This is a genomic window from Planomonospora algeriensis (assembly GCF_977012225.1).
Genome location: NZ_CDRNDK010001211.1, coordinates 1 through 204, shown reverse-complemented (window position 1 = coordinate 204; position 204 = coordinate 1). Strand labels below are relative to the sequence as shown.

The window sequence follows — 204 nt, the reverse complement described above, 5'->3', positions numbered from 1 at the left end:
CGCCCGACGGCCGCTGCAAGGCGTTCTCGGCGGACGCCGACGGCACCGGCTGGGGCGAGGGTGTCGGTGTGCTGCTGGTAGAGCGGTTGTCGGACGCCCGCCGTAACGGCCATCGGGTGCTGGCGGTGGTGCGTGGGTCTGCGGTCAATCAGGACGGGGCGAGCAACGGGCTGACGGCGCCGAACGGTCCGTCGCAGCAGCGGG

At 73.5% G+C, this 204-nt stretch carries 1 protein-coding gene; it reads left to right on the top strand.

What is annotated here, in order from left to right:
• On the top strand, positions 1-204 hold a 204-nt coding region (locus tag ACWJ6R_RS38465; protein WP_449066866.1), incomplete at both ends, for a beta-ketoacyl synthase N-terminal-like domain-containing protein.